The sequence below is a fragment of the Kineococcus anabasis genome (assembly GCF_054590795.1).
In genome coordinates this window covers 222,040-242,912 of sequence record NZ_BAAIHU010000014.1, presented here as the reverse complement: position 1 = coordinate 242,912, position 20,873 = coordinate 222,040, and the positions used below count along the sequence as shown (strand labels likewise).

At 74.9% G+C, this 20,873-nt stretch carries 17 protein-coding genes; 6 read left to right on the top strand and 11 right to left on the bottom strand.

What is annotated here, in order from left to right:
* Positions 1-25: 25 nt before the first annotated feature.
* The 3 genes from ACYQBY_RS21260 to ACYQBY_RS21250 all read right to left on the bottom strand — a co-directional run bounded on the left by ACYQBY_RS21260 (position 26) and on the right by ACYQBY_RS21250 (position 4,344).
* Positions 26-1,684: a glycerol-3-phosphate dehydrogenase/oxidase gene (locus ACYQBY_RS21260; protein ID WP_459645902.1), complete on the bottom strand. Its 1,659-nt coding sequence runs from the start codon at positions 1,682-1,684 to the stop codon at positions 26-28.
* Between the two features lie 234 nt (positions 1,685-1,918).
* Positions 1,919-3,445 carry a glycerol kinase GlpK gene (gene glpK, locus ACYQBY_RS21255; protein WP_459645894.1) on the bottom strand — a complete coding sequence of 509 codons (1,527 nt, stop codon included), beginning with the start codon at positions 3,443-3,445 and terminating at the stop codon, positions 1,919-1,921.
* Positions 3,446-3,474: 29 nt separating this feature from the next.
* Positions 3,475-4,344 (bottom strand): MIP/aquaporin family protein, encoded by an 870-nt coding sequence (locus ACYQBY_RS21250; RefSeq protein WP_459645893.1) that lies wholly within the window; start codon positions 4,342-4,344, stop codon positions 3,475-3,477.
* A gap of 298 nt (positions 4,345-4,642) precedes the next feature.
* On the opposite strand from ACYQBY_RS21250, the gene ACYQBY_RS21245 reads away from it, so the two are divergent.
* The 4 genes from ACYQBY_RS21245 (at position 4,643) to ACYQBY_RS21230 (ending at position 9,916) form a co-directional block, all read left to right on the top strand.
* Positions 4,643-6,505 (top strand): EAL domain-containing protein, encoded by a 1,863-nt coding sequence (locus ACYQBY_RS21245; RefSeq protein ID WP_459645892.1) that lies wholly within the window; start codon positions 4,643-4,645, stop codon positions 6,503-6,505.
* Positions 6,506-6,713: 208 nt separating this feature from the next.
* On the top strand, positions 6,714-8,021 hold the full coding sequence (locus tag ACYQBY_RS21240) for an MFS transporter (protein WP_459645891.1): 1,308 nt from the start codon (positions 6,714-6,716) through the stop codon (positions 8,019-8,021).
* Between the two features lie 79 nt (positions 8,022-8,100).
* Positions 8,101-9,135 carry a glutathione S-transferase family protein gene (locus tag ACYQBY_RS21235; protein ID WP_459645890.1) on the top strand — a complete coding sequence of 345 codons (1,035 nt, stop codon included), beginning with the start codon at positions 8,101-8,103 and terminating at the stop codon, positions 9,133-9,135.
* A gap of 73 nt (positions 9,136-9,208) precedes the next feature.
* The gene (locus tag ACYQBY_RS21230) at positions 9,209-9,916 is read left to right on the top strand and encodes an NADPH-dependent F420 reductase (protein WP_459645889.1); all 708 of its coding nucleotides are present in this window, start codon (positions 9,209-9,211) and stop codon (positions 9,914-9,916) included.
* Here ACYQBY_RS21230 and ACYQBY_RS21225 read toward each other — a convergent pair.
* A complete protein-coding gene (locus ACYQBY_RS21225) occupies positions 9,901-10,527 on the bottom strand; it encodes a hypothetical protein (RefSeq protein ID WP_459645888.1) in 627 nt (208 codons plus the stop codon). The genes ACYQBY_RS21230 and ACYQBY_RS21225 overlap by 16 nt on opposite strands.
* 77 nt (positions 10,528-10,604) lie before the next feature.
* The gene (locus ACYQBY_RS21220) at positions 10,605-11,366 is read right to left on the bottom strand and encodes a DNA alkylation repair protein (RefSeq protein ID WP_459645887.1); all 762 of its coding nucleotides are present in this window, start codon (positions 11,364-11,366) and stop codon (positions 10,605-10,607) included.
* 132 nt (positions 11,367-11,498) lie between these two features.
* Here ACYQBY_RS21220 and ACYQBY_RS21215 point away from each other — a divergent pair, with 132 nt between their 5' ends.
* Complete coding sequence (locus ACYQBY_RS21215; protein ID WP_459645886.1) at positions 11,499-13,013, top strand: alpha-amylase; 1,515 nt, start codon at positions 11,499-11,501, stop codon at positions 13,011-13,013.
* 88 nt (positions 13,014-13,101) lie between these two features.
* Positions 13,102-13,932 carry an SDR family NAD(P)-dependent oxidoreductase gene (locus tag ACYQBY_RS21210; RefSeq protein ID WP_459645885.1) on the top strand — a complete coding sequence of 277 codons (831 nt, stop codon included), beginning with the start codon at positions 13,102-13,104 and terminating at the stop codon, positions 13,930-13,932.
* A gap of 6 nt (positions 13,933-13,938) precedes the next feature.
* On the opposite strand, the gene ACYQBY_RS21205 is transcribed toward ACYQBY_RS21210, so the two are convergent.
* The 6 genes from ACYQBY_RS21205 to ACYQBY_RS21180 form a co-directional block, all read right to left on the bottom strand.
* Positions 13,939-15,111, bottom strand: coding sequence for an arylamine N-acetyltransferase (locus ACYQBY_RS21205; protein ID WP_459645884.1), 1,173 nt, complete (start codon positions 15,109-15,111; stop codon positions 13,939-13,941).
* A gap of 61 nt (positions 15,112-15,172) precedes the next feature.
* A complete protein-coding gene (locus ACYQBY_RS21200) occupies positions 15,173-16,057 on the bottom strand; it encodes a phosphotransferase (protein ID WP_459645883.1) in 885 nt (294 codons plus the stop codon).
* A gap of 141 nt (positions 16,058-16,198) precedes the next feature.
* Entirely contained in the window at positions 16,199-16,633 is a 435-nt protein-coding gene (locus ACYQBY_RS21195) for an iron chaperone (RefSeq protein ID WP_459645882.1), read from the bottom strand.
* Between the two features lie 241 nt (positions 16,634-16,874).
* Positions 16,875-18,539 carry an FAD-binding oxidoreductase gene (locus tag ACYQBY_RS21190; protein WP_459645881.1) on the bottom strand — a complete coding sequence of 555 codons (1,665 nt, stop codon included), beginning with the start codon at positions 18,537-18,539 and terminating at the stop codon, positions 16,875-16,877.
* A gap of 78 nt (positions 18,540-18,617) precedes the next feature.
* Entirely contained in the window at positions 18,618-19,106 is a 489-nt protein-coding gene (aroQ, locus tag ACYQBY_RS21185; protein ID WP_459645880.1) for a type II 3-dehydroquinate dehydratase, read from the bottom strand.
* 52 nt (positions 19,107-19,158) lie between these two features.
* A complete protein-coding gene (locus tag ACYQBY_RS21180) occupies positions 19,159-20,859 on the bottom strand; it encodes a DEAD/DEAH box helicase (RefSeq protein WP_459645879.1) in 1,701 nt (566 codons plus the stop codon).
* Between the last annotated feature and the right edge of the window lie 14 nt (positions 20,860-20,873).

Below are 20,873 nucleotides of genomic sequence, written 5' to 3'. Positions count from 1 at the left end.
GGCGGCCCCGCCCCCCCGGCACCGCTCACACCACCGGCACGACCTCCGGCGCCTGCAGCCGGATCGCGTCGGCGGAGGCGTCGTCGGGGACCTCCTGGGAGGCCCGCTCGGCGCGCACCCGCTCCAGGTAGAGCGCGACCTCCCGCTCGGTGCGCTCGGCGTCCCAGCCGAGCGGCCCCGCCATGAGCTCGGCGACGAGCCGGGCGCTCTCCGTGCCGCGGTCCCACGTCTCGATGGAGATGCGGGTGCGCCGCGCCAGGACGTCGTCGAGGTGCCGGGCGCCCTCGTGGGTGGCGGCGTAGACGACCTCCGCGCGCAGGTAGTCGTCGGCCGCGGGCAGGACCCGCCCGAGCTCCGGGTCCTCCTCCACGAGCTCCAGCACCTCGGTGGTGAGGGAGCCGTAGCGGTTGAGCAGGTGCTCCACGTGGTCCACGTGGATGCCGGCGCGGGAGGCGAGAAGGTGGCGCTGGTTCCACAGCGCCTTGTAGCCGTCCGCGCCCACGAGGGGCACGTCCTCGGTGGTGGACTCCGGCACCCTGCCGTCCAGGCCCTGCACCGCCACGTCGACGGCGTCCTTGGCCATGACCCGGTACGTCGTGTACTTCCCGCCGGCGACGACGACCAGGCCGGGCACGGGGTGGCCGACGACGTGCTCGCGCGAGAGCTTGCTCGTGGACTCCGACTCCCCCGACAGCAGCGGCCGCAGCCCCGCGTAGACGCCCTCGACGTCCTCGCGGCTCAGCGGGGAGCGCAGCACCCGGTTGACGTGGTCCAGCACGTAGTCGATGTCCGCGCTGGTGGCCGCCGGGTGCGCCTTGTCCAGGTTCCAGTCGGTGTCGGTGGTGCCGACGATCCAGTGCCGGCCCCACGGGATGATGAACAGCACGCTCTTCTCGGTGCGCAGGATCATCCCGGTGCGGGACTGGATCCGGTCGCGCGGGACGACGAGGTGGACGCCCTTGGAGGCGCGCACCTTGAACTGCCCGCGCGCGTTGACCAGCTCCTGGGTCTCGTCGGTCCACACGCCCGTGGCGTTGATGACCTGCTTCGCGCGCACGGTGATCTCGCGCCCGGACTCCAGGTCGACCACGACGGCGCCCACGACGCGCTGGCCCTCGCGGACGAACTCCCGCACGCGGGTGCGGTTGGCGGCCACCGCCCCGTAGTGGGCGGCCGTGCGGGTGATCATCATGGTGTGGCGGGCGTCGTCGACCTGGCCGTCGTAGTACTGGATGGCGCCGACCATGGCGTCGCTGCGCAGGCCCGGCGCCTCCCGCTGCACGCCCTTGCGGGTGAGGTGCCGGTGCAGCGGGAAGCCGGTGTTGTTGCCGGAGGAGACGGCCATCGCGTCGTACAGGGCGATGCCGGAGCCGACGTAGGGGCGCTCGGCGAAGCGCTTGGTCAGCGGGTAGAGGAACGGCACCGGCTTCACCAGGTGCGGTGCGAGCTTGTTGCGCAGCAGCCCCCGCTCCCGCAGGGCCTCGTGCACCAGCCCGAAGTCCAGCATCTCCAGGTAGCGCAGCCCGCCGTGGATCAGCTTGCTGGAGCGGCTCGACGTGCCGCTGGCCCAGTCGCGGGCCTCGACGATCGCCGTGCGCAGCCCGCGGGTCACCGCGTCGAGGGCGGCCCCGGCGCCGACGACACCACCGCCGACGACGAGGACGTCGAACTCCCCGCGCCCCATCTCCTCCAGCGCCTCGGCACGCGCCTGCGGCGTCAGCCCCTGCGCGCGTCCCAGCCGTGACGACCTGGTGTCCACGTCCATCTCCCTCGTCCGTCCTGCCCGGTCCTGCGTGTGCCGGTCCTGCGTGAGCCGCGTGCGGGGCGGGGCCGCCCCCTCCGGTACGGCCCCGCCCACGTCCGATCAGCCCACGTCGACGCCTCCGTCCCGTCAGTCCACGTCGACGCTTCCCTCCCGTCAGTCCACGTCCACCCACCCGAGTGTGCGCTCCACGGCCTTGCGCCACCCCTTGTAGCCCTCCTCGCGGCGGGCGTCGTCCCACTCCGGGGTCCAGCGCGACCCCTCGTTCCAGTTCTCCCGCAGCTCGTCGGTCGTCTTCCAGAACCCGACGGCCAGGCCCGCGGCGTAGGCGGCGCCCAGCGCGGTGGTCTCCGCGACGACCGGCTTGGACACCGGCACGCCGAGGATGTCGGCCTGCATCTGCATGCAGAGGGTGTTGGCGGTGATGCCGCCGTCCACCTTCAGGACCTCCACCGGCACCCCGGAGTCCTGCGCCATCGCGTCGGCGACGTCCTTGCTCTGGTAGCAGATGGACTCCAGCGTCGCCCGCGCGATGTGCGCGTTGGTGTTGTAGCGGGAGAGCCCGACGATCGCGCCGCGGGCGTCGGAGCGCCAGTACGGGGCGAACAGACCCGAGAACGCCGGCACGAAGTAGCAGCCGCCGGAGTCCTCCACCTGCCGGGCCAGCGACTCCGACTCCGAGGCGCCGGAGATGATGCCGAGCTGGTCGCGCAGCCACTGCACGGCCGAGCCGGTGACCGCGATGGAGCCCTCCAGCGCGTAGACGGGTGCCTCGTCGCCGAACTGGTAGCAGACGGTGGTGAGCAGGCCGTTGTCGGAGCGGACCAGGTCCGTGCCGGTGTTGAGCAGCATGAAGTTGCCGGTGCCGTAGGTGTTCTTCGCCTCCCCCGGCGCGAAGCACACCTGCCCGGCCATCGCGGCCTGCTGGTCACCGAGGATCCCCGTGAGCGGCACCTCCCCGCCCAGGGGCCCGTGCGCCAGCGTGGTGCCGTAGCCCTCGGCCAGGGAGGACGGCTTGATCTCGGGCAGCATCGCCCGCGGGATGCCGAAGAACCCGAGCAGCTCGTCGTCCCACTGCAGGGTCTCCAGGTCCATGAGCATGGTGCGGCTGGCGTTCGTCGGGTCCGTGACGTGGACGCCCCCGTTGACACCGCCGGTGAGGTTCCAGATGAGCCAGGAGTCGGTGTTGCCGAAGACCGCCTCGCCCTTCTCCGCGTCCTCCCGCACGCCCTCGACGTTCTCCAGGATCCACTGGATCTTGCCGCCGGAGAAGTACGTGGCCGGCGGCAGGCCCGCCTTGCGGCGGATCGTCTGCCCGCGCTCGTCGCGGTCGAGGGCCGAGGCGATGCGGTCGGTGCGGGTGTCCTGCCAGACGATCGCGTTGTAGTACGGCCGGCCGGTGCGCTTGTTCCACACCACGGCCGTCTCGCGCTGGTTCGTGATGCCGAGGGCGGCGAGGTCGCCGGCCTCCAGCTTCGCGGCGCGCAGGCCGCTCTGGATGACGGAGCTGGTGCGCTCCCAGATCTCCACGGGGTCGTGCTCGACCCAGCCCGGCTTGGGCATGATCTGGGAGTGCTCGAGCTGGTGCTTGGCGATCTCGTTGCCGCCGTGGTCGAACACCATGAACCGGGTGCTGGTGGTGCCCTGGTCGACCGCCGCGACGTACCGGGGTTCGGGAGCCATGTTCTCCTGCCTCTCTGCAGTGGGGTCGGTCAGGCGTCGGTGGGGACGCGGCCCTGCTCGCTCGCCTCACCGGGCGAGGCGGGCAGGTAGCGCTCCACGAGCACCTTGTAGAGGAACCCGCCGACGAGACCGCCGACGATCGGGGCGAGGATCGGGATCCAGAAGTAGAACTGCCCGCCCGGCTCGCGCATCGCGGTGGAGTAGCCGGTGATCCAGGACGCGACGCGGGGCCCGAAGTCGCGGGCCGGGTTGATGGCGTACCCGGCGTTGACGCCCCAGGCCATGCCGATGGCGACGACGAGCAGGCCGATGATGAAGGGGGCCATGTTCGCGGCGGGCGGGGTCGCCCGGACCTCGGTGACGGCGAAGATGACGAAGACGAGGATCGCGGTGCCCACGACCTGGTCGAGGAAGGCGTCGCCGAGGCCGATGCTCTCGTTCGGCAGGGTGGAGAAGATGCCCTGGGTGGCGAAGGTGGTGCCGGGGTCGGCGGCGATGATGAGGTCGTTGTACGTCCAGCGCACGATGAGCGCCGCCACGAACGCGCCGAGGAACTGCGCGATCGAGTAGGGCACGACCTTCGCCCAGGAGAACCCCTTGAAGACCGCCAGGGCGATGGTGACGGCCGGGTTGAGGTGGGCGCCGCTGGTGCGGCCGGCGACGTAGACGCCGAGGGTGACGCCGAGGCCCCAGGCCCAGTGGATGGAGTCCGCGCCGCCGTTCTCCCCGGCCACGACCTGGGCGACGACGCCCACGCCGAAGAGGATGAGGATCGCCGTGCCCGCGAACTCGGCGAGCAGCTCGCCGACGAGCCCGGGCCCGGCGGGCGCCCCGGCCTCGTGGCGGCGGGGTTGGCGCGGTGGTGTGCGGGTTGCGGATGTGCTGCCGTGCTCGGCCATGTGCCCTCTCCGTTGATAGGCGGTGTGCGGGCCCTGGGTGCGGGGCCCTGCGTGCCGATGTCTGCTGCGTACCTCGGGGCGCGGGACCGGTGCCCGCCGGGCGCCTGCGCGCGCTGGGTGCGCGGCGGCCCCTGCGTCCGGCGGCGTGATCCGCGCCCTGTCGTCGGTGCTGCGCGAGGGACGCTAGGAGCCGGGCGGGTGCCCGGTCAACGACGGCGGTTCGACGATGTCGAACCGTTCCGCACCCTCGCGCGGCGGCGTGCTCAAGGAGGCGGCCCGGTGTGCCGAGGAACTCCGGGTGACTCCGCTCAGCGTCCTGCAGCCGCGCACCGCCGCACCGGGACCCCGACCGGACGCACCCTCCCCGGTGGCCGACGAGGCCGCCGCGCTCGACGCCCTGCTGCGCACCGGTGGGCTGCGGCCGGTGTTCCAGCCGATCGTCGAGCTCGACACCCGCCTCCCCGTCGCCTTCGAGGCCCTGGCCCGCGGCCCGCAGGGCTCCGCCCTGCACACACCGGACGCGCTGTTCGCCGCGGCGCGCCGCACCGGGCGCCTCGCGGACCTCGACCACGCCTGCCAGGCCGCCGCCCTGGCCGCCGCCCGCACCGCCGGGCTCGACGCCCCCTGGACGCTGTTCCTCAACACCGAGCCGGAGGCCGCCGGCGCCCGCCGCCTGCCGCCGTGGCCCGCCACCGGCTCCCACGCCGTGGTCGTCGAGCTCACCGAGCGCGCCCTGACCGCCCGTCCCGCGGAGCTGTTGCGCTTCGTCGACGGCGTCCGCTCCCGCGGTTGGGGCATCGCCCTGGACGACGTCGGCGCCGACCCGGCGTCCCTGGCGCTGCTGCCGCTGGTGCGGCCCGACGTGGTGAAGCTGGACCTGCGGCTCGTGCAGGCGCAGCCGGACGCGCAGATCGCCGCCATCGTCAACGCCGTCAGCGCCCAGGCCGAGCGCGACGGCACCCTGGTGCTGGCCGAGGGCATCGAGACCGAGCGGCAGCTGGAGACCGCCGTGGCGTTCGGCGCCTCCCTCGGGCAGGGCTGGCTGTTCGGCCGCCCCGGCCCCCTGCCCGTCGCGGCCCCGGCACCGGCCCGCCCGCTGGCCGTGGTGCCGCGCGTGCGCCCGGGCGCGGAGGGCACCCCCTTCGAGGTCGGCGCCCGGCACCGGCCCGTGCGCATCGCCCGCAAGCCCCTGCTGGTGCAGATGAGCAAGCAGCTGGAGCAGCAGGCGCTCGGCTCGGGCGAGGCGTGCGTCGTGGTCTCCACGTTCCAGGACGCCACCCACTTCACCCCCTCCACGCACCGGCGCTACCGCGACCTCGCCGACCGGGCCGCGTTCGTCGCGGCGCTGGGGCAGGACATGCCCGACGAGCCGATGCCCGGGGTGCGCGGCGGGACCATCGACGCGGCGGAGCCCCTGGCGCGGGAGTGGGACGTGGCCGTCGTGGGACCGCACTTCGCCGGCGCGCTGCTGGCCCGCGACCTCGGGGACACCGGCCCGGAGCACGAGCGGCGCTTCGAGTTCGTCGTCTCCCACGACCGGGACGTCGTGGTGGCGGCGGCCTCGGCGCTGCTCACCCGCCTCGGCGCCCCCGCAGCGCCCACCCCGGCACCTGCCGCGGTGCTCCCCGCCACGCCCACCGCAGCGCCCACCGCCGCGCCCATCGCCGGGGCCCCCGCGGCGGACGGCGGCCTGCACGCGCTGGCCGCCCTCGCCGGCCTCGACGCCCGCCTGCAGGTGGCCGTCGAGGCGGGCCGGCGCACCGGCAGCGCGGCGGTCCTGCTGCTCGTGGCGGTGGAGGACGAGGACGGCGGCGCACCCCGCGGGCGCCTGCGGGGCGTCGTGACGCGGCGGCTGCGCGCCGCCGTGCGCAGCCAGGACGTGCTGGTGGAGCTGCGCCCGGGCCTGCACGCGCTGCTCCTGCTCGACGCCCTGGCCGCCCAGGCCGAGGCCGTCGCCGAGCGGGTGTCCGACGCGCTCCTCATGACCCTGGAGCCCTGCACGCGCGACGCGCCGCAGCCCCTGCGCGTCAGCGTCGGCGCCAGCCTGAGCCCGTGCCGGGCCGGCAGCGCTCCCGAGGCGCTGCGGCAGGCCGGGCACGCCCTGGACGTGGCGCGCGCGGACGGCGGGGACTGCGCCCGCATCTGGCGCTCCCCCCGCTGACCCGCCCCACCGCCCGACCCGCCACCCGGGCCGCCACCCGAGCCGCCCGGTCGCGCCGGGGCGCCCGCCGCGGCGCAGCGGTGGCAGGCTGGACCCCCGGCGCCCGCAAACCCGGCTGCGCCCGCCGCGGCGGGCGGCGAGGCTGGGACCGCACGAGGCGGACGGCGCCGCGGGCAGGGCAACGGGCAACGGGATGTCGAGGACACGCATGACCACGGGCGGCAGCACCACGTCGGGTATGGGCTCGTACCGGGAGGTGCTGCGGAACGGGCGCGCGGCGCGTCCCTTCGCCGCGGCGGTGCTGGCCCGCCTGCCCGTCGCGATGGCACCGCTGGGCATCGTGCTGCTGGTGGAGGCGCTGCGCGGCTCCTACTCCCTGGCGGGGCTCGTCACCGGGGTCTTCGCCGTCGGGGTCGCCGTGGGCTCGCCGCTGTGGGGCTGGGCGCTCGACCGCTTCGGGCAGCCCCGGGTGGTGCTGCTGTCCGCGCTGCCCAGCTCGGCGCTGCTCGTGCTGCTGACCCTCCTCACCGCCGGCACCGCACCGGAGTGGCTGCTGCCGGTGGTCTCCCTCGGCGTGGGGCTGACGTTCCCGCCGATCAGCCCCGCGATGCGCGCCGCCTGGCGGGTCGTGCTGGACGAGCCGCGCCTGCAGCGCGCCGGGTACGCCCTGGACGCCGTCGCGGTGGAGACCATCTTCGTCGGCGGCCCGCTCCTGCTCACCGTCCTCACCGTGGTCACCGGCCCGGTGGCACCACTGCTGGCGACCGCCGGCCTGCAGGCGGTGGGGGCGCTGCTGTACGCCCGCACCCACGCGGCGCGCGCGTGGCGCCCGGTCCCGCAGGAGGCCGCCGCGACGGCGGGCGCACCGCGGCCGCCGTGGCACCGGCGCACGGTGGCCCTGGTGGCGGGGCTGCCGCTGGTGCTGGCGGTCATGGCCGCCATGAGCGTCGGCTTCGGCCTGCTCGACGTGTCGCTGGTGGCCACGGCCGAGGAGGTCCTGGGTTCCAGCGACCGGCTCGGGTTCCTGTTCGCCGCGATCGCCGGGGGCAGCGCGGTCGGCGGGCTGCTGTACGGCGGACGGCACTGGGCGGGGCCGGAGCGGCGGCGCCTGCCGGTGTGCCTGGCCGGTTTCGGGCTGATGCTGGCGGCGACGGCCGCGGTCATCACCTCGGAGGACCCGGCCCTGGGGGTGCTGCTGCCGGTGCTGTTCTGCACGGGCCTGTTCATCTCCCCCAACCTGATCATCATGCAGTCGCTCGTGGACGGCCTGGCCCCGGCGCGCCAGGTGAACGAGGCACAGGCGTGGCTGTCCACGGGCGTGACCGCCGGCGCGGCCGTGGGCAACGCCCTGGCGGGTGTGCTGATCGACGCGGAGGGGCCGGTGCGCTCGATGGCGGCGGCGTCCGCCGCGGTGTGCTCGGCCGCGCTGCTGGCGCTGCTGGCGCAGGGCAGGTGGCGGCGGCTGGCGGCGCGCTCCGGCGCCCCGGCCGCGACGCGCGACCCCGCCGGCACCTGAGCCCGGTCCGAGCTCCCGGGCGGGGCGGGGACGGACCTCCCGGGCGGTGCGGCGCGGACCGCGCACCTACCGTGGCCCCATGGCGGACCAGCACGAGGCCGACGAGGACTTCCACCGCGGGACCAGCTCCCACCGCGACCGCATCACCGCGGGCGGCGGGCCGTGGCCGGTGGAGGCGGGCCGCTACCGGCTCGTGGTGAGCCTGGCCTGCCCCTGGGCGTCCCGGGCCGTGATCGTGCGCCGCCTGCTCGGGCTGGAGGAGGCGCTGCCGGTGGCGGTGACCGACCCGGTGCAGGACGGGCGCAGCTGGCGCTTCACGCTGGACCCGGACGGGCGCGACCCCGTGCTGGGCATCACGTTCCTCGGGGAGGCGTACGACGCGCGGGCGCGGGCGGACGGCGCCGACGGCCATCCCGACGGGGTCAGCGTGCCCGCGGTGGTGGACGTGCCGACGGGCCGGCTCGTCACCAACGACTACCAGCGCCTCACCCTGGACCTGGCCACCGAGTGGCGTGCGCTGCACCGGCCGGGGGCGCCCGAGCTGTACCCCGGGCCGTTGCGGCACGAGATCGCGGCCATCTCCCAGCGGGTCTTCACCGACCTGAACAACGGCGTCTACCGGGCGGGTTTCGCCCGCCGCCAGCGCGTGTACGAGCGCGCCCACGACGCCGTGTTCGCCTGCCTGGACCACCTGGAGGGGCACCTGGCCACCCGGCGCTACCTCGTCGGGGAGTCCGTCACCGAGGCCGACGTGCGCCTGTTCACGACCCTGGTGCGCTTCGACGCCGTCTACCACGGCCACTTCAAGTGCAACCTGCGCAAGCTCACCGAGTACCCGGTGCTGTGGGCGTACGCGCGGGACCTGTTCCAGACCCCGGGTTTCGGGGACACGGTGAACTTCGCGCACGTCAAGCGGCACTACTACGTCGTGCACGGGGACATCAACCCCACCGGCATCGTGCCCGTGGGACCGGACCCGGCCGGCTGGGACGAGCCGCACGGGCGCGAGGAGCTGGGCGGCTCGCCGTTCGGGCGGGGCACCGCACCCGGCGCGCCCGTGGAGGACCTCGCCGGGTACCGGGTGGACCCCGTCGTGGAGGTCCCGGCCACCTGAGACCGGCCCGCCGGGCGGGGTGGGCGCGGGGAGGCGGGAAGCAGGGACGGTCGTGGCGGTGTTGCAGCCGGGCATGACGACGATCGGGTTCATCGGCAGCGGGAACATCGGCGGGACGGTCGCGCGGCTGGCGGTGGCCGCCGGGCACGAGGTGGTGCTCAGCAACAGCCGCGGGCCGCACACCCTGGCGGAGCTGGTGGCGGAGCTGGGCCCCCGGGCGCGGGCCGCCACGCCGGAGGAGGCCGCCGAGGCCGGCGAGCTGGTGGTGGTGACGATCCCGCTGAAGGCCTACCCGGCGGTGCCCGCCGGGCCGTTGCGCGGCAAGGTGGTCCTCGACACCGGCAACTACTACCCCCAGCGCGACGGCCACGTCGCGGAGCTGGACGACGAGTCGACGACCACCAGCGAGCTGCTGCAGGTGCAGCTGCCCGGCTCGCGCGTGGTGAAGGTGTTCAACAACATCAACTTCGCGCACCTCGCGACGCTGGGCCGCCCCGCCGGGCACCCCGAGCGCTCGCCGCTGCTCGTCGCCGGCGACGACGCGGACGCCAAGGCGCGGGTGGGCGCGTTCCTCGACTCCCTCGGCTACGACACCCTGGACGCGGGCCCGCTCGCCGAGGGCTGGCGCTTCCAGCGCGACACCCCCGCCTACGGCCTGCCGTACATGGACCCCGCCTTCGCCGGGGGCTCGCCGGACGGCGGCCTCGGCCCGGGGGTGCCGACCACGGCGGCCGCCCTGCGCGAGGCGCTCGCCGCGGCCGTGCGCTACCGCGACGCCTGAGGCGGCAGCAGCACCAGCAGCGCGGACCCGGCGGCGATCCCCAGCACGGACAGCACGCCCGTGGGGAAGTAGATGTGCTCCCCGTTGAACACCCACGTCGCCGCCAGCAGCAGCAGCGCGCCCGGCAGCACCCGCACGCCCGACCGCCGCCACAGCACCACCGACGTCAGCACGCACGCGGCGAGGAGGCACCAGGCCCCGGCACCGCCGACCTGGTTGCCCGCGCCGAACAGCCAGCCGACCTCGGGCAGGTCGTCCTGGTCGGCGGCGCCGGAGCGCAGCAGCAGGGTTCCGGTGCCGATGCCGGCGAGGGCGTCGAGCGCGCCGTAGAGGGTGACGTAGAGGAACGCGGCGGTGCGCGAGAGCCACGCCAGCACGCCCGGCTCCCCCCGCAGCAGCACCCAGTGCGCCACCCCGAGCAGCGGGAAGACGGGCAGCAGCAGGACGTGCATGAGCGTCCACCACGACGCGGTGCCCGCATCGAGGTGGTGGGGGTGGAAGAGCCCCACCACGGCGAGGAGCAGCGGCGGCAGGACGACGGCGAGGAGCACGGCCCGGCGCTCGCGCACGGCGGAGCGGGGCGCGGCGGGGTGCCGGGCGGTCGAGGTCATGCCGTGATCATGTCGGGGGCGTCGCGGCGCGGCGCATCCGCCGATCGTCGCGCCCGGCAGCCTGCCGTTCCCCGCGCTCAGCGGCGCCGGTACGGCCCGGAGCGCAACCGTGCCGTGGCCATCCGCCGGGCCTCCGGGGACAGCCCGGGGTGCTCCTCGACGAACGCGCTCACGGCCTCGGGCGCGGCCCTCGACAGCTCCCGCAGGACCCAGCCCGGACCGGTGTGCGCGAACCGGTCCGGGTCGACGAGGTTCGCGGCGCACGCGCCGAGGAGCAGGTCCACGAAGCCGGGGAAGACGTCGTCGCCGCCGGGTGCGAGCTTCACGAGCCCGACGAGGCCGGCCCGCCGCTGCCACAGACCCGGTGCGCCGCACCAGCCGGCCAGCGCCCGCGCCCGGGCCGGGAGCTCCGCGGGGCGGGCGGTGACGAACGCGTGCAGCGCCTTGGTGCCGTACCAGTCGCAGACGTTCCAGTCGGCGACGTCCCCGCGTGCGAGCGGGTGCGCCAGGGCGTCGAGGTGGTGGCCCTCCAGCCTGCCGGCGAGGTGCTCGGCGGTGAGCAGCACGGCGGCGAGCTTCTCCTCGGAGAAGTCCCCGGCGAACCAGCAGGAGGCCAGGACCAGCAGCTCGTCGGGGGTCCGGGCGGGGAGGGCGTGGCGCCGGACGACGGTGCGGACGGCGGTGCGCACACCGGCCATCGGCACACCGCGGAAGCGGGCGGTGCCCTTGAGGTAGCGCGTCCAGTGCTCACGGGTCCGCTCGTCGGCGGTCCCGTCGAGGAGGGCGGCGAGGTCGCCGGTCACCTCACCCACCCATGCGTCCGTCGGCGCAGCGATCACGGCGGAAGAGTGCCACCGCCCGCCGACACCACCCGGTCGTTGCAAGACTTTGCAAGATTTGAGGTGAAATCTCGACAGACTGGAAGGGGATAACTAGTCTCTTCGAACCAGCCCGACGACGAAGGAGTCGCCATGGCCGCACGTACGGCCACCCCCTCCCGCACCCGCACCAGGTGGGCCACCGGCCTGCTCGGGGCGGCGCTGGCCCTCGGCGCCGCAGTGGCCCCCACCGCCCCCGCACCCGCCGAGGCCGCGGTCACCACCAACCGCTCCGCGCTCGTCCACCTCTTCGAGTGGAAGTGGACCGACGTGGCCCTGGAGTGCGAGCGCTGGCTCGGCCCCAAGGGGTTCGCCGCCGTGCAGGTCTCCCCGCCGCAGGAGCACGCCGTCGTCTCCGGCGCCCCCTGGTGGCAGCGCTACCAGCCCGTCAGCTACCGCATCGAGAGCCGCGGCGGAACCCGCGCGCAGTTCGCGGACATGGCCCGCCGCTGCGGCGCCGTCGGGGTCGACGTCTACGCCGACGCCGTCATCAACCACACGACCGGCGTGGGTTCGGGCACCGGCAGCGCCGGCAGCACCTACTCCCCGTACACCTACCCGGGGACCTACCAGACGCAGGACTTCCACCACTGCGGCCGGAACGGCACCGACGACATCGCCAACTACGGCGACCGGTACGAGGTGCAGAACTGCGAGCTGGTCAACCTCGCCGACCTGAGGACGGAGAGCGACTACGTCCGCGGCCGCCTGGCGCAGTACATGAACGACCTGATCTCCCTGGGCGTCGACGGCTTCCGCATCGACGCGGCCAAGCACATGCCCGCCGGGGACATCGCCAACATCAAGTCGCGCCTGACGAACCCGAACGTGTACATCTACCAGGAGGTCATCGAGGCCGCGAACGAGCCGATCAAGGAGAGCGAGTACTTCTCCAACGGTGACGTCACCGAGTTCCAGTACTCCACCGAGATCGGGCGCGTCTTCAAGACCGGCAACCTCGCCTGGCTGAGCAACTTCGGCGAGGCGTGGGGCTTCATGCGCGGCGACCTCGCCGAGGTGTTCGTCGACAACCACGACAACCAGCGCGGCCACGGCGGCGGCGGCAACGTCGTCACCCACAAGGACGGGCAGCTCTACAACCTCGCCAACTACTTCATGCTCGCCTGGCCCTACGGCTACCCGCAGGTGATGTCGAGCTACCACTTCTCCAACGGCGACCAGGGCCCGCCCAGCAACGGCGGCAACACCACCCGCGACGTGTGGGTGAACGGCTCGCCCAGCGGCTGCAACTCCACCGAGTGGGTGTGCGAGCACCGTCGCACCGGCATCGCCAACATGGTGTCGTTCCACAACGCCACCGTCGGCCAGGGCGTCACCAACTGGTGGAGCAACGGCTACCAGACGATCGGCTTCAGCCGCGGCACCAAGGGCTACGCCGTGGTCAACAAGGAGAACTTCCCCGTCAGCCGCACCTGGCAGACGTCCCTGCCGGCCGGCACGTACTGCGACGTCGTCAAGGGCGACCTCAACGACGCCCGCACCGCCTGCCTCGGCCGCTCCGTCGTCGTGAACTCCTCCGGGCAGTTCACCGCGAGCGTGGCCGCCATGGACGGCCTGGCCCTGCACGCCGGGGCCAAGCTGAACTGACACCCGGCACACCGGGGCCGGACCGCGCTGGGCGCGGTCCGGCCCTGCCGCGTGCCCCGGCCGTGCGGCCAGGACCTATCGTCGGGGCATGAGCGTCCCCGTCCCGACACGCCCCACCGCCCTCGTCACCGGTGCCACGGCCGGCCTCGGCCTGGGCTACGCGAACCAGCTCGCCGCACGCGGCCACGACCTCGTCCTCGTCGCGCGCGACGCCGCGCGGCTGGCCACGACCGCGGAGGAGCTGCACGCCCGCCACGGCGTCCAGGTGGAGACGCTCGCCGCCGACCTGTCCGACCGCTCCGCGCTGCAGCGGGTCGCCGACCGGGTCGCCGACCCCGCCCGCCCCGTCGACGTCCTCGTCAACAACGCCGGCTTCGGGCTCAAGCAGCGCTTCGCCGACGGCGACCTCGCCGCGCACGAGCAGATGTTCGACGTGCTGTGCCGGGCCGTCATGGTGCTCTCCCGCGCCGCCGCCGGCGCCATGGCCCCCCGCGGCCGCGGCCGCATCGTCAACATCGCCTCCGTGGCCGGGTTCGTCGCCGGGGGCGGGCACTACTCCGCGGCCAAGGCGTACGTCGCGCTGCTCACCGAGACGCTGCACCAGGAGCTGACGGGCACCGGCGTCACCGCCACCGCCGTCGCCCCCGGGTTCGTGCGCACCGAGTTCCACCAGCGCGCCGGGATGCGCAGCGGCTCCGACGGCTCCCCCGCGTGGCTGGACTCCGACGAGGTCGTCCGCCAGAGCCTCGACGACGCCTTCGCCGGCAAGGTGATCAGCGTCCCCAGCAAGCGCTACAAGGCGGTCATGACGGTCCTGGACGTCGTGCCGCGCGCGGCGGTGCGCGCCGTGTGGGGCCGCGCGAAGTGGGGAGCGGCCCGGCGCCACCCCTCCGGCCCGGGCGCCAGCACGCCCGGCTGAGCACCCTCAGCCCAGCCGCTCCAGGAGCGCGGCGCTGTCGGCGGCGTCGAGCTCGATGCCGGCGCCGCGCAGCTCGCCGAGCACCTCCGCGTCGGTGAGGACCCGCTCCTCCTGCCCGCCGTCGGGCCTGAGCACCCCGAGCGTGCGCCCCAGCAGCCGCCGCACCTCCCGCTCGTCCTTGCGGACGAGGACGAGCCGGGAGCGGAAGGGCGAGGCCGGCCACGTGCCGGTGTAGTGGTTGGACATCTCCACGTCGGCGGGTTCCTGCGGCACCGCGTCCACCGCGTACCGCGCCTGCCACCGCCCGCCCACGCACTCCTCCAGCCGCCAGCCACCCGCGGCGCGCACCAGCCGCAGCTCCCAGCCGCCCTGGCGCACCGGTGCCCCCTCCCGCAGCGGGAGCGGTTCGAGCAGCCCGGAGCCGAAACCCGCGTCCGCGAGCCACGCCCGCCCCTGCGCCTCGACGCGCAGCACCAGGTGCGTGCGCGCGCGGTGCCCCTCGACGCGCGCGAGCAGCCGCGTGACCCGGAAGCCGAGGCGTTCCAGCGCGGCGGCCAGCAGCAGGTTCTGCTCGTAGCAGTACCCACCGCGCCGGCGCCGGACCAGCTTGTCCTGCACGTCCGGCAGCGCCACCGACACCCCTCCGTGCAGCAGCACGTCCAGGTTCTCGAACGGGATGCGGGCGACGTGCGCCCGGTGCACGGCGCCCAGGGTCCCGGCGTCGGCGCGCAGCGGCCCGTCGAGGCCGATGCGGGTCAGGTAGCCGTCCAGGTCCAGCTGCGCGCTCCCCCAGTCGGGCTCGTCGCGGGGGCGGCGGTCGGTGAGGCGCAGGAGGTAGCCGTCGGGGTCGGTGAGCCTGACGTCCCGCAGGCCCCACGGCTGGAGCGCGAGGTCCGCGGCGAGGACACCACCGGCGGCCAGGACGCGGTCGCGCTCCCCCGCCAGGTCGTCGACCTCCAGCACCAGCTCCACCCCGGCGGGCGGCAGCCGGTGCAGCTCGCCGCCGGTGCGGGAGTGCTCCGCCGCGCCGATGCGCACCTCGTCCCGCACCAGGGCGACGTAGCGGCCCCCGGCGGGCCGGTCGTCCTGCACGAGGTCGAAGCCGAGGACGTCGGTGTAGAAGCGCACGGTCCGCTCCAGGTCGGCGGGGAAGATCTCGAAGCGCAGCCCCAGGGTCATGCCGCGACGCTAGGACCTCGACCGCGGTCGAGGTCAACACCGTCGGGCCGGCACCGCAGGGTCAGCGCGAGAGGGCGAAGGGGACCGTCTCGGCGAGGACGCACCGGGCGTTGGCCGCCAGCGGCCGGTTCGTCTCCCGGTAGTACGGCAGCTGCACCAGCGCCTGCGACAGCGCCCACCCGGCGCTGCGCGCCCACGTGTCGTCGTCGGCCCCGAGCTCCTCCCGCAGCAGGGGCCGCAGCCGGCCGGGCAGCAGGTTCCAGGCGACCGCCGCGTCGACCGCCGGATCGCCCAGGCCGCAGCCGCTGAGGTCCAGCACCCCGCCGAGCCGCCCGTCGCGCACGAGCAGGTTCCCGCCGGTGACGTCCCCGTGCGCCCACACGCCGGGGGCGGGGAAGGGTGGCACGTCGCGGAGCACCTCCCACGCCGCGGTCAGGTCCGCCGCCGTCACGGGCAGGTCGTCGTGCCCGGCCACGGCCGCGATGCAGCGGTGGACCTCCTCGTCACGGCGGGCGAGCGTCGTCTTCCCGCGCACCGGCGCACCGGCCGGGTCGAGGGCGTGGAACGTCCGCAGGAAGGCCGCGAGGTCCGCCGTGAACCGCTCGCCCAGGGTGTCCGGCCGCGGGTTCTCCCCGGGGAGGAACCCGCACACCGCCCAGCGGAAGGGATAGCCCTCCCCCGGCTCCCCCACGGCGACGGGCACGGGCAGCGGCACCGGCAGCAGGGGCGCCAGGTGCGGCACCCAGCGCGCCTCGTGGTCGATGTTGTGCTGCACCGACGCGATGCGCGGCAGCCGCGCCACGAGGTCGGGGCCGACGCGGTAGATCGCGTTGTCGGTGCCCGCGGAGGACAGGTGCGACACCGGCAGGTGCGCCCACCGGGGGAACTGCGCGGCGAGGAGCCGGCGCACCAGGGACGCGTCGGTGCGCACCTCGTCGGCGTGCATGAGCCCGCTCAGGGGGATCTTCCTCTCGGCCGGGGGCGCCGGGTCGGGTCGGAACCGGCGCGTCCGCAGTCCTACGCCCCCGGGGCGGGGCGCGGCCAGCGGATTTCCGCGGAGGGACACCGGTGCTCCGCCCGGGACGGCTCAGCCGCCCCCCGCGGTACCGGCGCGCTCGTGGGCCGCGAGGAACTCCTCCACCGGCCGGGAGGCCACCACCTCCGCGAGCAGGCCGGCGTCCAGGTCCTCCCAGCGGCGGAACCGCAGGCAGCCGCGGCCCATGTCCAGGCGGCGCCCCGTCGCCGTCCACGCCTCGCGGAACGCCCGCTCCGCCCCCGGGTCGGTGGCCAGGCCCATCAGGTACACGGAGCAGTACCGCTTCTGGGACGCCAGGGCCAGATAGCCGAGCGGCCGGCCGGCCCGGGCCCGCGGGAGGACCACGTAGCTGGGCATGCCCCACGCCAGGGTCTCGGTGTACCCGGGCGGGAGGTTCTCCAGGACGAGGCTGCGCAGCCGTGCGAGGAGCTCGCGCCGCTCCGGCGGGAGCAGGTCGAGGTACTCCCCGACCGTGGTGGGCTGCACCCGGGGAGGTCGCGTTCCGGAGGGCTGCGTTGCGGAGGGCTGCGTTGCGGAGGGCTGCGTTGCGGAGGGCTGCGTTGCGGAGGGCTGCGTTGCGGAGGGCTGCGTTGCGGAGGGCTGCGTTGCGGGGGGCTGCGGTCCGGCGGACATGGACGGACGGTAGGCGTCGGCACCGACACGGGCCGCCCTCCGCGGGGAGGACGGCCCGTGCCGGTGCGCCCGGGGCTGTGAGCCGGGGCCGGTGTCAGCCGGTGATGGCGCCGGGGTTCAGGTTGCGCCCCGGGTCCACCCCGTCGAACAGGGTTCGCACGATCTCCGCGCCCGCCGGGGAGGTGTCCTGCTCGTACCAGCGGGCGTGCTCCCGGCCCACCGCGTGGTGGTGCGAGAGCGTGGCGCCGTTGTCGATGAACGCCTGCTGGATGGCGCCCTTGACGATGTCGTACTCCTCCAGCTCGTCCCGGCGGCCGCTGGCCACGTACGCGAACGTGAAGTACTGGCAGGCGCCCATGTGGTAGCTGTGCGACAGGTGGCAGAAGATGAAGCCCTTCACACCGATCTGGTCGAACGCCCTGTTCGCCGCGGCCACGACGTTGTCGTGCACCGTCTCCAGGGTCGCCCACGTCGAGGACGTCTCCGACACGTCGCCGACCGCGCCGCGGTCCAGGATGAAGTCCCGGATGTAGGGGGTGTCGAACTTCTTCTGGTCGTACAGCCGGCCCGGGCCGGCGCCGACGCAGAACCCGCCGTGCTTCGCGACGATGTCGTTCACCAGGCCGCGGCTGCGCTTGACGTGCGCGGCGGAACCCTCGAACCCGATGAAGGACAGGCACATCCGGGAGAGGTCCATGCCCTTGCGCCTGCTCGCGTAGAGCTTCACGCCCTTGGACAGCAGCGCCGAGAGCCCCGAGCTCTTCTTCGACGTGGCGAACGTGAACGCCGTCTCGTTCTCGTCGGAGACCCGGGTGATCGAGGGGTAGGCGTCGGAGGCGGCGATGTCGTGCATGGCGCGCAGGCCGCTGCCGTAGTCGGGGAAGAAGTAGGCCAGGATCACCCGCTCCTCCGCGAGGCGGTGCACCTGCACCGTCGCCTCGGTGATGATCCCCAGGCGGCCCTCGCTGCCCAGGACCATCTCGCGCACGCTGGGGCCCGTGGACTGGCTGGGCACGTTGCGGGTGGCGACGACGCCCTTGGGCGTGACGACCCGGACCGCCTTGGTGATGTCGGCGATGTCGCCGAAGCGGTCGGACTGGGTGCCGGAGGAGCGCGTCGCGATCCAGCCGCCGAGGGTGGAGTGCTTGAAGCTGTCGGGGAAGTGCCCGAGCGTCCAGCCGCGGCCGTTGAGCTGCGCCTCCAGGTGCGGGCCGAGGGCACCGGCCTGGATGCGCGCGACCTGCGAGGTCTCGTCGACCTCCAGCAGGGCGTTCATCCGGCCCATGTCCACGGAGAGCACGGGACGGGACTCGTCGCGCGGGGCCTCCAGGCTGCCGACGATGTTGGAGCCTCCCCCGAAGGGGATCACCACGGCGTCGGCCGCGAGGGCGGCGCGCAGCACCGCCTCGACCTCCTGCTCGGTGCCGGGGTAGACGACCAGGTCGGGCACGCGCCCGAAGTCGCCGCGGCGGATCCGCAGCAGGTCGCGCATGCTCTTGCCGTAGGTGTGCACGACGCGGTCGAGGTCGTCGGTGACGACGTGCTCGGCGCCGACCGCCGCCACGAGCGCGTCGCGCAGCTCACCCGGCGCCTGCGAGGGCGCCACGCTGAACTTGGAGAAGTCGGGCGGCGGCACGCCCGGCCCGTGGAGGTCGAGGCCGACCCGCTCCAGCACGAACGGCGCGAGGCCCGGCTTGTCCTCGTGGTGGAAGAAGACGCCTTCCTGGCCCCAGCCCCACCACTTCATGTGCTCGACCACTGCTGCTCCTGACCTCGTCCGCCCGTGGCTCCGGGCATCCTACGAGCCGCCACCGACGCCGGGGTCCCCTCGCGCCGCTCAGCGCCCGTCCGGGCCCTCCCGCTCCGCCAGCCAGCGCAGCGCCAGCTCGTACCCGCGCACGCCCAGCCCGGCGATCACACCGGTGGCGATGTCGGAGAGGTAGGAGTGCCGGCGGAACGGCTCGCGGGCGTGGACGTTGGAGATGTGCAGCTCCACCAGGCCGTCCCGCAGCTCCGCGCAGGCGTCCCGCAGCGCCACGGACGTGTGCGTCCAGGCGCCCGGGTTGATCACCACGGGCAGGCGCGCGTCGGCAGCGTCGTGCACCCAGCCGAGCATCTCCGCCTCGGAGTCCGTCTGCCGGAAGTCCACCCGCACCCCCAGCTCCTCGCCCAGGCGCGCGCAGCGGCCGGCGACGTCGGCGAGCGTGGTGGTCCCGTACACCTCGGGCTGCCTCCTGCCGAGGCGGCCGAGGTTGGGGCCGTTGAGGACCAGCACCGTCGGCTGCGGGCCGGGAGCGGGCTCGGTCGCGGGTGCCTGCTGCGTCATGGGCGGCGACGCTAGCAACGGCCCGCGCCCCGCCGGCAGGCGTCCGGGCAGCTCACTCCTCCTGCTCGCCGCCCGTCGACCGGTCCCGGCGCACCGTGGGGCGCCGGCCGCGCAGCGTGGCCCCGCGCAGGCCCCGGATGACCTCCTCGGCCTTGTCGGCCGGCACCTCCACCAGCGAGAACCGCTCGGTGATCTCGATCGCGCCCACGTCGCGGCCGGTCAGGGAGGACTCCCCGGCGATCGCCCCCACGAGGTCCTGCGGCCGGATGCCGGCGCTGCGCCCGGCCCCCACGTACAGCCGGGTCGTCGGCCCCGAGCCACCCGGCCCGCCCTGCTGCGCCCGGCCCCTGCCCCGCTCGGGCCGGGTGCCGCCGCGCTCGGGGCGCGCCCCGGGTGCCTTGGGGCGCTCCTGCGGGATCTCGGCCTCGTCGTCGCGGCCCCCGGCGGCCTCGTGGGCGAGCTTCACCGCGGCCAGGGCGACCTGCACGACGTCGAACTCGTCGCCCAGCACCTCCACCACGCTGCGGAAGCGGTCCAGGTCGTCGGTGAGCAGGCTCTCCCGCAGCGCCGCGCGCGTCAGCTCCAGCCGCCGGGCGTGCAGGTCCGCCACCGTCGGCAGCGTCTCCACGGCGATGCGCTGCCCGGTCAGCCGCTCGATCGTCTTGAGCATCCGGTGCTCGCGGGAGTCGGCCAGGGTGATCGCCACCCCCTCGCGGCCGGCGCGGCCCACACGCCCGATGCGGTGCACGTAGGACTCCGGCGCGCTGGGCACGTCGTAGTTCACGACGTGCGTCAGGTGGTCCACGTCGAGGCCGCGGGCGGCGACGTCGGTGGCGACCAGCAGGTCCGCGGTCCCCGCCCGCAGCCGGCCCATCACCCGGTCCCGCTGCTCCTGGCCCATCCCGCCGTGCAGCGCCTCGGCCCGGTAGCCGCGCCCGTTGAGCGTCTCGGTGACCGTGTCCACCTCCTCGCGGGTGCGGCAGAACACGATCGCCGAGGTGGGGGCCTCCACGTCCAGCACCCGGCCCAGCGCGGCCGTCTTGTGCGCGCGGGAGACCAGGTAGGCGCTCTGGCGGACCTTCGGCACCTCCCCGGCCGCGACGGGGGTGCTCTCCACGCGCAGGCGCACGGGGTCGCGCAGGTGCCGCCGGGCCAGGGCCGCGGTGCGCGGCGGCATGGTCGCGGAGAACAGCACGGTCTGGCGGTCCTCGGGCGCGGCGGCCAGCAGCGCCTCGATGTCCTCGGTGAACCCCATGTCGAGCATCTCGTCCGCCTCGTCGAGGACGACGGTCCGCACGGCGTCGAAGCTCAGCGCACCCCGGGAGAGCAGGTCGACGGCCCGGCCGGGCGTGGCCACGACGACGTCCACCCCGCGGGAGAGGGAGCGCAACTGCTGGACGATCGGGGTGCCGCCGTAGACGGGCAGCACCCGCGCGCCCAGCTCGCGGCCGTACTTGTACACGGCCTCGCTGACCTGCACCGCCAGCTCCCGCGTCGGGGTGAGCACCAGGGCGGTGGGGGTGCCCGGCCGCTCGGCCAGGGGCGCGAGGGCCTCCAGCAGGGGCAGGGCGAAGGCCGCGGTCTTGCCGGTCCCCGTCGCGGCGACCCCGAGGACGTCCCGGCCGGCCAGCAGCGGGGGAACGGCCTCGCGCTGGATCGGGGTGGGCTCCTCGTAGCCGAGCGCGGTCACCGCCCGCAACAGCTCCTCCCGCAGGGCGAGGTCGGCGAAGGGGGCGGCATCGGGCGTGCTCATGCGGCACAGTCTGC